The sequence below is a fragment of the Tumidithrix helvetica PCC 7403 genome, assembly GCF_965232925.1.
GTDB classification, from domain to species: domain Bacteria; phylum Cyanobacteriota; class Cyanobacteriia; order Pseudanabaenales; family Pseudanabaenaceae; genus Tumidithrix; species Tumidithrix helvetica.
On the sequence record NZ_CBDDRA010000003.1, the window covers coordinates 63,048 to 72,167 of the forward strand.

Sequence of the window (9,120 nt, forward strand, 5' to 3'; positions counted from 1 at the left end):
GTCTAAAGCCGTTAAGTGTACCTTGCCCCTGTCCATCGCTTGCATAACTATGATTTTGGGGTATGTTTCACGCTCCATTCTTATCTAAAAACAACGACGATTTTGCCCTGCTCCTGGGATAAATTAGATTGTTCGCTATGCCATATATTTCATTCATCAAGAAAAATTTATGAAAAAAACAAAACATAAAATTGTGGCGATCGCTTTCGGACTGGGCGCGATCGCTTTTGGTGTCAGCCCCACGATCGCAGGTAACTCCTGCACCGAAGAGGCGATCTCAGATATCGATCGGCAACTTCCCGTCGTCTTCACTAAGACCGATCTCATAGCGCTCAGCGGCAGATCTGTGAGATTGTATGGGCGCTATCAGCCAGATTTGTCCATCTGTCCAAGCTCATCTGGAAATCCTTCTGAGTCTTGCCCTGCCCAAATTGTGTTACAGGATGGCTGGATCGTTCCGATTTCGCCTAGAGGTAAAGCCATTCGGCGCAATCCTGATGAACTTACAAAATATGCCCAACAGCCGATCGAAGCGATCGGTCGGGTGAGTTGGTGGGAAAATTCCTTCCCTGCTTCAGGAATTGATATTCAAAAACTTCGTCTAACCTGTGGCAACATTCCACTTCAAGCTATGACAAAAATAGACCCCAGCGATCGCGCGAGCAATCCTTCCTCGGTTGATGCCCTCAATCAAACGCCACCCATCGGGGCTTTGGGCGTTCCACTTGGCTCAATTGTTACGATCTCAGGCTCAGTCAGTCAAAACCTGCAGGGTTCAAAAAGCGATCGCTTAGATCTGGCTTTAACTGTAGAGCGTGTGAACGAGCGCCCCCTCCCCAAGCCAGTCATCATTCCATTTCAACTGTTTATGACAGCTCAAGTTTCCCAACCTGTGTTGGCGCGAAAATTTAGATATGTTGGCTATGAGACAGGCGGATTTACGGGTATTCCCAGCGAAGCCTTTCAGTTTGTGCCTGCGGTAGCTAGCACTAGCCATGTTTTTAGAACAAATTTTCAAATTTTGCAAGAGGATCTAGGCGTTGTCAAAAACAAAGCTGACCTCATTCGATTGAATACCCAACGCGTCAGACTAATTGGTCGCTATATCTCGCGGTCTAGCCCAGCGCCTGAATATTCAAATAGCATTTCGAGGAAGCCAGTCCCCTACATTCGTGCCAATATTGTGCTGGCTGACGGAACGGAAGTATCCATTTTCTCGCCCTATCTGAAACAGTCGTTGCGATCGCCCACAGAAGTCAAAGAGTTTGAGGGCAAGACGGTAGAGGCAGTTGGTCAGATTCAGATCGACCCAGATCGCCAATTGAACCCTCAGCAAAGTAGTGCCTTATCGCTGGATGGGTTATGGCTTTATCAACCCATTCAGCGTTAGCCTGAATTGAGTGATGGATTCATGAAAAGTGAGTTTTAGAATGCGTCCCACGCAAGCCGCAGTAGCAATAGACCCTCATGAGGCGGGAGTTTTACCTGCTACGATTGGGCGATTAGTTTGCGAACGCGATCGGATTCTTATCGGTTTCGACTCTGACAGCAAGCGGATTGATGCTCTTAGGGAAGCGATCGCCGCTGTTTAAGAAGCCGTCAAACGAATCTTGCCCTCGTCCATTGCTTTCATGAGATACTCTAAAGCCTCATATTCTGTATCTGAAATGTAGCCTTGAACGGTCAATGCAAGGTTAATTTCTTCTTCGATTTCAGGTGTGAGTTGTTTGACCAATAGGGCTCTGTTGACCAAGTTACGAATGACGTTTTTAACTGCCATATTTTTTCTCTTCATCTCGCTACACCTTAGAGTATCTAGCCATATTGAAAAGTCTTTTGTGATACCCGTCGGTGTGTTTGCGTGACAATAATCATGGGCGTTCGTGATGATAATCACATGCCCTATAGCGACGGCACGTGCTCCCAAACCAGCTATTTCTGACGATGTCAAGCTTTGGGGCAATGAATCTGTATTACACTGCGATCGCAGATCGCACCAACCATCGTTTATGGATCGTCCCATCTCATCTCAAAAAATAAACCTGATGTATGAATACACCAGGTACTGCTTGGATACGACAAACGCAAGTATTGATGTACTGGGTACAAAACTTGCCACTGTGATGGAAATCAGTGCATTACTGTTGTTGGGACTTCGGATCACATCTTCTTTCCGTAATGCGGTGATCTTAGAGCCAGCCTATCTCTATTATTCTTATTTGGGCTTGAAACTGTCAGCCTGTGCTTCGTTGGCGATCGCGATCGCGATCGCCATATTCGGCATTTATCCCCGCAAGATTACTCCGATTACCCCACCATCCGTTTTGATGCTGTCCGCGATCGATTCAGAAGAGAGCTTAAAACAGAGCATGATTGAGAATTGGACGCTAGTTTTGGGCGAACTAAAAGCCTACAAGGAAGCGAGGGCAGAAATGTTTCGCAAGTCAGTGATTGCTTTGGGTATCGGTGCTTTTTTTGCGGCGATCATGACCACAGATGCGTTTGTGATGGCGATGGCTTCAAAACTTTAGAAGATTCTAAGCCCTAAAATATTCCTCAAACATTCCTAGAACAGTGCCGATATGCCTGCCCTCCGTTGCCTAGATAGTTTTGGATCTACTTAAAGAGACTGGACTTTAACATTTGCAGACCTTGGCTGAGGACGTCGTTACCAGCAGGAACCTTACCATCGGGCGTAAGCTTGTCAATAACTTGGGGGAGCATACCCGCGATTTGTGAAGCAAACTGATTTTGGTCTATGCCAAACTGCTGGGCGAGTTGCTGCACTTTGCCATTACCCAAAACTTGCATAATATTTTCGGCGGAAAGCTGTTGGTTTTCACCAAGCCCCACCCAAGAACTGGCCGCTGCTGCCAGACCGCTATCGTTAAATTTCTTAAGCAGTCCGTTGAGTCCACCGTTTTCGTCGATCAGGTGAGTAATCGCGCCCAAGGTGCTCTCAGCACCACCTTTACCACCAACCATGCCCAAAATGTCATCAAATAAAGCCACAATCTTTTCTCCTAAGATTATTGGGTAATTTTCGTAAAAAATGTCAGAAATACTGGTCAAGCATAGCAAACAGACTCAAACTGTGTCACGTCTCGTTCAAGCCTGCGATAATTTCTCTACAGGATCGTGATAGAAACTGTGGGATTCAGAAAGTAGTACTTAGTGGATTAGATTGCGAAAATATGCAACCTTTATTGATTGTTGGAACAGATACAGGCGTGGGGAAAACCGTTTTAACCTCCAGTCTTGCGGCATACTGGCAAACCCATCGCAGTTCCCAAACCTTAGGAATCTATAAACCTATTCAATCAGGCGAAGGCGATCGCGAATTCTTTCATCGTACTTTCTCACTTTCCCAAACCTTAGAAGAAATTACGCCGATTTATTTTGAAACGCCTATTGCCCCCGCGATCGCGGCAGTTCAAGAAGGGAAAGACATCGATCTAGGTAAGATCTGGCAGCAGTTTCAAACCTTACAGCAGCAAAAGCAATGCCTCTTGGTCGAGTCTTTGGGCGGACTGGGGTCACCGATTACCTATGAATATACGGTTGCAGATCTGGCAAGTGATTGGCGGATTGCTACGGTGTTGGTCGTGCCTGTGCGTTTGGGGGCGATCGGACAAGCCGTAGCCAATGTGGCTCTCGCAACCCAAAAAAAAGTCAAGCTCAAGGGTATTGTTTTAAGTTGTGCTCAGCCATGTTCTTCACAAGATATCGAGAATTTTGCGGCGATCGATTTAATTCAGAGCTTGACCTACGTTCCTGTGCTGGGGATCTTGCCTTATCTTGCCGATCTGAGCGATCTATCTAAGCTAGCTCATCTTGCTTCAGGCTTGGAATTAGAGGTGCTGGGCTTTTAGCGATCGTAGAAATCTGAATAAAGTTGGTTAGATAGTAGAGATTTGAGAACAACTTCAAACCGATCGCGAGTAGCAATGTCAGCATAAATATCGAAACTGTCTAATACAGATGGGCTACATAGGACTCATAGCCATTGTATTTTAGGGTTGGAATTTCTACCCAGTTAAAATCTGCACCATTGGCAATCAGGCGTTCTCTCTCCTGCGTCCAGCGGGGATGAGAGACCTTGGGATCGACATTGGCTTCAAATTTATATTCCCCTGGCCTAATCGTGTTCCAAAAGGTCTCAGGTTGTTGTGCTAGAAACTCGATTTTGACAATTGACTTTGCTCCTTTAAAACCATACTTCCAAGGTAAAACAGCACGTACAGGCGCACCGTGCTGTTTGGGTAAGGTGTGACCATAAATCCCCACCGCAAAGAAGGCGAGATCGTTTGCCATCTCCTCAATCCGCAATCCTTCAAAATAAGGAAAGGGTAAAAACCTTGCAGGGGGAAAACTCGGTCCTGGCGTAACTTGGGGATCGAAATAGGAAGTAAAACGGACAAATTTGGCATTCGCCGTTGGCTCGACTTCTCGCAGCAATGCGTTCATCGGAAAACCTAACCAAGGCACAACCATTGCCCAAGCCTCAACACAACGAAAGCGATAAATTCGCTCTTCTAAAGGAAATCGCTTGAGCAGATCGTCAAGATCGTAGGTGCGCGGCTGCTTCACCAAACCCGTAACATTAACTTTCCAGTTATCGATCGGCAGTGCTTGGGCATTTTGCCAAGTGGATTTGGAACCGCCAAATTCGTAGAAATTATTGTAGGTTGCTGCGAGTCGTTCGTTGGTCAGGGGGCGATCGCTGACAGTAAAAGCCTTGTTCGGTTTGCTGGTTAGAGGCTTAATTCCTGCAAAGGGATCTTTGGCATTGCTTTGAGATTGACATCCTAATTCCGTCAGCGATGCGCTGGCAAGTCCTGCACCCATTAAGGTTTGGAGAAATCTTCTGCGCTTCAGAAACACATGTTCGGGCGTAACCAGCGATTCAAGCGATTGCCAAAGCTTCGGTATATGGAAGAATGTCATATCAACTCGTGCTAAACGGCAATTTTGACGGTTATTTTGATTGAGGGAAAAGCCTATAATCTAGTTTATGATTCCAGTTTTTGATGCGAATTTGGAACTTCGGGTGCGTGAATATGCTCTTCAGCAAGCGGAACCACATGGTGAAATAGTTTGTGGTTGTAATAGCGATCGCCATTTTCAGAGGTGTGAATGATATCCACAAATTGATGGTTGCAGAGAATTTCTCTAGCACCATAGGAGTGGCGAACATTCATCGTGTATGAAACCGTATCATCAATACCACTAAAGGAGATCACCAATTGGGCATGACGCTCGATCAAGGATTCGGGAGTTGCTCCATAGAGAGGACTAGTTTCATCAATGGGGTGCATGGCTGTCCAACTCAGTACAAAATTAGGCGATCGCTCCCGTGATAGCTTTAGATCGTGAATGCGGTAGAAATACTGCCCTTCACTGGTAACTTCATCGCGCATCATATAAAGCCTTAGCTGGGCTTCAAAAATCTGGTTGCGTCTTTGGTTTGCCATCCGAAACATTAGGGTAGGCACACCATTGACAGGGGCAATGACAGCAAATTTACTAAAAACGACTCGGGCAGTAGGCTTGGTAAATCGCGCAAAGGCAAGTCCTGTCATCACAGCGATCGCCAACAAGCTGGCAAGAGCCTCTAGGGTTACGATTGCGTTGGCATAGGTTGTCTTTGGCGTAATCGCCCCATAACCAATCGAAGCTAAGGTCTGCACGCTAAAGTTAAAAGCATCCTCAAACGAACCTGCACGCGCCCCATTCAGACAATCTCCACCAGCCAGATAGAGCAAGGCAAACAGAGCATTCAAGACAACATAGGTAAGTGAAATTAGAAGAGAGAAATGCAACCAAGGAATCGTCAGGAGGAGATGATAGGGATCGCGCCAAAAGGAATGCCAAACCCCGAGTCCCTCGATATTCAGTTTGCCATCCTGTTTTCGCGCAATGCGTAAGGGCTTAGGAGAGCGATCGCTTAGGTTTTGAATTCGCTTTTTGAGTCTAACTTTCATAGGCTTAGGGAATGGGAACTGTCTGAAGCAATCGTTCGATAATGCCTTTTGATTTACGCCGACCTGCCACAATAATGCGATGGCTCAAGACATAGGGAGCAAGGAACTTGACATCATCGGGAATAACATAATCAGATTTGCGGCTGGGATCTAACATCAATCGCAAGTAAGCCAAACTCTGTGCGGATCTTTGAAGCGCAACCGCACCTCTAGGACTCGAGCCGAGGGTGATTTCGCTATCATTGCGCGTAGCGCGTACGATATCAATAATGTATTGATTGGTCTTCTCATTGACTGAAATTTGAGCGGCATGATGGCGAAGTTCGATCACTTCTTCAGGCGTAATGCAGGCTTCTAATTTCGCAGAACCGATTTCTCCCTTTTGGTTGCGATTTAACATCTGTAGTTCTTCGGCTTCGCTGGGATACCCCAAGCTAAACGAGAGTGCAAACCGATCGAGTTGGGCTTCGGGTAGAGGAAATGTGCCCTGATATTCAATCGGATTTTGCGTCGCGATCGCAAAAAATGGTGTAGGTACTTGACGCGAGACGCCATCGACCGTGACCTGCGTTTCTTCCATCACTTCTAGCAAAGCTGACTGGGTGCGAGGGGTAGCCCGATTGATTTCATCCGCCAAGAGTACATTGGCAAACACGGGGCCTGGTAAAAACTGAAATGCACCCGACTGAGGATTCCAAATATTTGTGCCTGTGATATCTGTGGGCAATAGGTCTGGCGTACATTGCACCCGTTGAAATTTGCCAGAGATTGAAGCGGCAAGTGACTTGGCGAGAAGGGTTTTACCCACCCCCGGCACATCTTCTAAGAGAACGTGACCGCCTGAAAACAAGCCCACCAAAATCAGTTGAATCGCCTCTTCTTTCCCAACGATCGCTTGCGCTAGGTTATCGACCAGTTGCTGTACCTTTTGCTGCCTATCCATAGACTCCTAAGCTTTATTTGAAGTTCAGTTCAAGTCTTACAGCCTTCAAAGAAGCCTGTGTTGACACTAGCATACCCATACCCAAGGACTTGCACAATCGCCATCAATAAATAGCTCAGCATCAAAGCCCGAACGAAAAGCCCGAACGAGAAGCTCAGACCTACTGCACAAGAAATCGATCCCTGTGAGATTTTTGGCAATTCCTAAGAATTATAAACCATCAATCTTTTTAGCTAACTCAAGATCGAGGGCGCTAATTCCACCTGCATCATGGGTAACGAGATCGATCTTGACATTGTTGTAGACGTTATAAAGCTCTGGATGGTGATCCATCTTTTCTGCGGCGATCGCCACCTTCGTCATAAAGCCAAAAGCTTCAACAAAGTCCTTAAACTTAAATGCCTTGTGCAGTTTGCCATCGATGACTGCCCAGCCCACCAATTGAGCAATGCCAGCCGAAATCTGATCGTTTGTTAATTTTGGGATTGCCATGATTTTGAGGGTAAATGGTTGTCGGTTATCGGTTTTCAGCGGTCATTGATAGAATTCTCAAAAGAGTTATAGCTTTTAACTCGTTACCTCATTTCGTATCGAGATTATTTTTGACTAAATTTATACCTAAGGCGATTTCGCTGTCTCGGCTTTGCGAATCTCGGTACAAAAAGAAGAAACCTTTGATGTCCCAATTGTGACGCTAGTCCTCATACAGATATTGGGACGAGGGAACCATAGTTTTTCTTCCGCGAATAGCGCATCATGCTCGTTCACTAATCTAAGCACACCATCCTTTTCCATCGCATAGCGACCGAGGACTGGAGATTTATCACCACTGTGTTGGCTGAGCAGTTTCCCTTGCTGAACGTCATCTTGATCGGCGATCGCCACAAGAATGCTCGCTCCTTTTTGGCGATCGATTAACCCCTCCCAAGTGATTTTTGCAGCACAGAGTACGCGATCGGCGGCGAAGTTGTATGGTTGGCAAAGCACCGTAATTTGCGGATCGGTTGCCTCTACCAAAGCAATTTGAATCACAGAATTACTACTTTCTGATTTTTGAATAAAAGGATTATGACTCGTCCGTTGAGAGCTCCAAGCTCCCGCGCGATGTTGGAAAAATTCTTTAATATTCATAAATTTTATTACTTGTCGATGGGCAAATCGTCAGCTAGTCATAGCCCTAAAAGCAAAGGATCTGTAAAAGCCGATCGCCGATCGTTACATTCATTTCATTTAATAACTTGTTCAACTCGATTGTAGATCAACAGATCTCGCAAAATCTCAGTTACCTGTTCAGTTTGCTCTAGCATCAGCATATGTCCGCAATCGGTTAGCTCAAATACATTGTCCCCACAGCCATTAAATGAAGCGTGAAAGCTGGCGAGATGCCGCACGTATTTGGGCTCCATAATTTGGTCATCGCTGCCAGCGATGAAATAAGCAGGCTGTTTTAGACTGGCTACCACTTGGGGCAGTCGGAGCACTTCTTCGGCACTGGTTGAGTCGAGTAACGTACCTTGGGCAGCTTCATATTTCGCCGTGACAAAATCTAAGGCTCTTTGCTTGCCCCACTGTCGATCTAGCGAAAACTTGACACTGTCTTTGGCAAATTGGCGATCGACAAAGGGAATATTTTGTAGCCATAACGGACGAAATTTAAGAATGACCCTGCCCGCTTGCCGAAACTTCTCAAATTCTTCTTTGATATAAATCCCCCCCCCAGCATTGAGACAAACCACCCCCAAGACGCGATCGCCCAGTACCCGCGCCGACCAGAGGGCAATAATGCCACCGAGAGAATGCCCCACCAACCAAACATTTTGAATGCCCAAGATATCGAGCATTTCCAGCAGATCCTGCGCGTAGCTGGCAGGTGAATATTCATTGCGATCGCCGAGCTGTGACTGACCAAACCCCCGCAAATCGTAGGTCAGACATTGATAATGGGGCTGAAGTTGCTCAACCAATGGCTGCCAGTAGGCTTGGCTTAGCAGCCAACCATGCAAAAATGCGATCGTATAAGGTGCATTGGTTCTGGGCGTAAGCGTATAACGATGCTCTGCACCCTGAATTTTGACACTTGGCATGTAAATAACCAAAAGTTGTGTTTAATCGATCTTAGCAGTAAGCTAGATGGCTTATATCTGCGTAATTGCAAATAAAATATAAATTAGCAATAAATTATTTATACAAATA

General features: G+C 46.1%; 12 protein-coding genes. 4 read left to right on the forward strand and 8 right to left on the reverse strand.

Going from position 1 to position 9,120, the window contains the following annotated elements; translation table 11 throughout:
- The first annotated feature begins 169 nt into the window (after nt 1–169).
- On the forward strand, nt 170–1,390 hold the full coding sequence (locus ACP2WE_RS03910; protein ID WP_425214291.1) for a hypothetical protein: 1,221 nt from the start codon (nt 170–172) through the stop codon (nt 1,388–1,390).
- Between the two features lie 40 nt (nt 1,391–1,430).
- Nucleotides 1,431–1,592, forward strand: a complete 162-nt coding sequence (locus ACP2WE_RS03915) for a hypothetical protein (protein WP_425214292.1) — start codon at nt 1,431–1,433, stop codon at nt 1,590–1,592.
- On the opposite strand, the gene ACP2WE_RS03920 is transcribed toward ACP2WE_RS03915, so the two are convergent.
- On the reverse strand, nt 1,589–2,023 hold the full coding sequence (locus ACP2WE_RS03920) for a hypothetical protein (protein WP_425214293.1): 435 nt from the start codon (nt 2,021–2,023) through the stop codon (nt 1,589–1,591). The genes ACP2WE_RS03915 and ACP2WE_RS03920 overlap by 4 nt on opposite strands.
- A 46-nt stretch (nt 2,024–2,069) precedes the next feature.
- On the opposite strand from ACP2WE_RS03920, the gene ACP2WE_RS03925 reads away from it, so the two are divergent.
- Complete coding sequence (locus ACP2WE_RS03925; RefSeq protein WP_425214294.1) at nt 2,070–2,531, forward strand: hypothetical protein; 462 nt, start codon at nt 2,070–2,072, stop codon at nt 2,529–2,531.
- An 85-nt stretch (nt 2,532–2,616) separates the two neighbouring features.
- On the opposite strand, the gene ACP2WE_RS03930 is transcribed toward ACP2WE_RS03925, so the two are convergent.
- On the reverse strand, nt 2,617–3,012 hold the full coding sequence (locus tag ACP2WE_RS03930; protein ID WP_425214295.1) for a YidB family protein: 396 nt from the start codon (nt 3,010–3,012) through the stop codon (nt 2,617–2,619).
- 182 nt (nt 3,013–3,194) lie between these two features.
- Between ACP2WE_RS03930 and bioD the strand changes: the two genes are divergently transcribed.
- A complete protein-coding gene (gene bioD / locus ACP2WE_RS03935; RefSeq protein WP_425214296.1) occupies nt 3,195–3,872 on the forward strand; it encodes a dethiobiotin synthase in 678 nt (225 codons plus the stop codon).
- Between the two features lie 100 nt (nt 3,873–3,972).
- Here bioD and msrP read toward each other — a convergent pair whose 3' ends face one another.
- The 6 genes from msrP to ACP2WE_RS03965 form a co-directional block, all read right to left on the reverse strand.
- Nucleotides 3,973–4,947, reverse strand: coding sequence for a protein-methionine-sulfoxide reductase catalytic subunit MsrP (gene msrP / locus ACP2WE_RS03940; RefSeq protein WP_425214297.1), 975 nt, complete (start codon nt 4,945–4,947; stop codon nt 3,973–3,975).
- Between the two features lie 65 nt (nt 4,948–5,012).
- Complete coding sequence (locus ACP2WE_RS03945; protein ID WP_425214298.1) at nt 5,013–5,984, reverse strand: ion channel; 972 nt, start codon at nt 5,982–5,984, stop codon at nt 5,013–5,015.
- A 4-nt stretch (nt 5,985–5,988) separates the two neighbouring features.
- Nucleotides 5,989–6,927 (reverse strand): AAA family ATPase, encoded by a 939-nt coding sequence (locus tag ACP2WE_RS03950; protein WP_425214299.1) that lies wholly within the window; start codon nt 6,925–6,927, stop codon nt 5,989–5,991.
- Between the two features lie 210 nt (nt 6,928–7,137).
- Nucleotides 7,138–7,419, reverse strand: a complete 282-nt coding sequence (locus ACP2WE_RS03955; protein ID WP_425214300.1) for a 4a-hydroxytetrahydrobiopterin dehydratase — start codon at nt 7,417–7,419, stop codon at nt 7,138–7,140.
- A 126-nt stretch (nt 7,420–7,545) separates the two neighbouring features.
- Nucleotides 7,546–8,058, reverse strand: a complete 513-nt coding sequence (locus tag ACP2WE_RS03960; protein WP_425214301.1) for a phycobiliprotein lyase — start codon at nt 8,056–8,058, stop codon at nt 7,546–7,548.
- Between the two features lie 95 nt (nt 8,059–8,153).
- Nucleotides 8,154–9,011, reverse strand: coding sequence for an alpha/beta fold hydrolase (locus ACP2WE_RS03965; protein ID WP_425214302.1), 858 nt, complete (start codon nt 9,009–9,011; stop codon nt 8,154–8,156).
- Between the last annotated feature and the right edge of the window lie 109 nt (nt 9,012–9,120).

Coding starts and splice junctions, on each gene's coding strand:
- ACP2WE_RS03910 (WP_425214291.1), top strand. CDS start 170: ATGAAAAAAACAAAACATAAAATTGTGGCGATCGCTTTCGGACTGGGC.
- ACP2WE_RS03955 (WP_425214300.1), bottom strand. CDS start 7,419: ATGGCAATCCCAAAATTAACAAACGATCAGATTTCGGCTGGCATTGCT.
- msrP (WP_425214297.1), bottom strand. CDS start 4,947: ATGACATTCTTCCATATACCGAAGCTTTGGCAATCGCTTGAATCGCTG.
- ACP2WE_RS03960 (WP_425214301.1), bottom strand. CDS start 8,058: ATGAATATTAAAGAATTTTTCCAACATCGCGCGGGAGCTTGGAGCTCT.
- bioD (WP_425214296.1), top strand. CDS start 3,195: ATGCAACCTTTATTGATTGTTGGAACAGATACAGGCGTGGGGAAAACC.
- ACP2WE_RS03920 (WP_425214293.1), bottom strand. CDS start 2,023: ATGGGACGATCCATAAACGATGGTTGGTGCGATCTGCGATCGCAGTGT.
- ACP2WE_RS03945 (WP_425214298.1), bottom strand. CDS start 5,984: ATGAAAGTTAGACTCAAAAAGCGAATTCAAAACCTAAGCGATCGCTCT.
- ACP2WE_RS03915 (WP_425214292.1), top strand. CDS start 1,431: ATGCGTCCCACGCAAGCCGCAGTAGCAATAGACCCTCATGAGGCGGGA.
- ACP2WE_RS03950 (WP_425214299.1), bottom strand. CDS start 6,927: ATGGATAGGCAGCAAAAGGTACAGCAACTGGTCGATAACCTAGCGCAA.
- ACP2WE_RS03965 (WP_425214302.1), bottom strand. CDS start 9,011: ATGCCAAGTGTCAAAATTCAGGGTGCAGAGCATCGTTATACGCTTACG.